General features: G+C 29.9%; 1 protein-coding gene. It reads right to left on the reverse strand.

Translation table 11 applies throughout. The features are described 5' to 3' along the window. Positions 1 to 1,086, reverse strand: a 1,086-nt coding sequence (locus L8U98_RS08175) for a cache domain-containing protein (protein WP_263725508.1), incomplete at its 3' end; no start/stop codon positions are given. Positions 1,087 to 1,160 lie beyond the last annotated feature (74 nt).

Below are 1,160 nucleotides of genomic sequence, written 5' to 3' on the forward strand. Positions count from 1 at the left end.
AGTGATGTTTTCATTAATAGCTTTTGCCATAGCACCAAGCTCATCATTTGTTTTAACATCTATCATAGCAGAATCTTTAGTTTTATGATTGATGAAGTCAAAGAAAGAGTTGAGGCCATTTTGTATTTTTTTAAGCGGTGAAATATTGTATTTAATAACAAATCCTATTATTACTAGAGCTATAACTAAACTTATTAAACCAATAAATGATTGTTTAATCAGAGCTTCATTTACGGGTTTTGTATATATTTCTTCATCCGCGATTGCGCAAATATTATATCCTAATGAATTTTCTTGACAAATAACTGCTTTATTTTTGTTGTTTTCATCTTTAACTACAAAAAAATTTTTTGATAATTCTCCTGTTTTACCTTCAGGGCTATTAAGATATGTTTTTACTATGTTTTCGGATAATGCAGTTTTTTTAAGCAGTTGCTCTTCAAGTTCATGAAATAATATTACTCCATCATCATCTATAACAACAACAAATCCACTTGCTGATTTTCCCATAGAAAGTACATTTTTTGAAAATGTAGTTAAATCATAATTTCCGCCAACAGCTCCTATAAAACTACCATTAACAACTATAGGGTATGAAAAAGCTAAAGAAGGAGCTTTTAAACTCGGAGCCATATAAGGTTTTGAAATCACAACTTTGTCATTTCCAGAAGCAACACTTGTATACCAAGTTCTAGTTCTTGGATCATAACCATCAGAAGGTGTTTGATGGTTTCCATTAGATCTTATCATTGCACCATTATGCGCAAGTCCTACGTATAATACATCAAAACGGCTTGCTTCTTTGGTTACTCTAACCATATCATAAATTTCTTTAGTGCTTGCACTTGGATTTTTTTTCATTTCAAGCGCAATGGCTTTTACAGCATCACTTCTTGATTCACTGTAGTCTTCAAAATTTTTTGCAACATCCTGTATAGTTTTAATTTGTAAATTATTGATAAGCTCTCTAGTGTCGCGTTTTATTTCTAAATAGTTAAATACATTTGCAATTAATAATATTCCTACTATTGCTAGTCCCACAAAAAAAGTTAGTTTATTTGTTAAAGTTTGAGTAATTTTTTTCATAAAACTCCTTGATAATAAATGTCTTGTCTAGCTAATAAAAATTTCTTGTTTGTTTAACCGATAAACTCTCGCTT

This window comes from Campylobacter sp. RKI_CA19_01128, assembly GCF_025771175.1.
Lineage (GTDB): Bacteria > Campylobacterota > Campylobacteria > Campylobacterales > Campylobacteraceae > Campylobacter_D.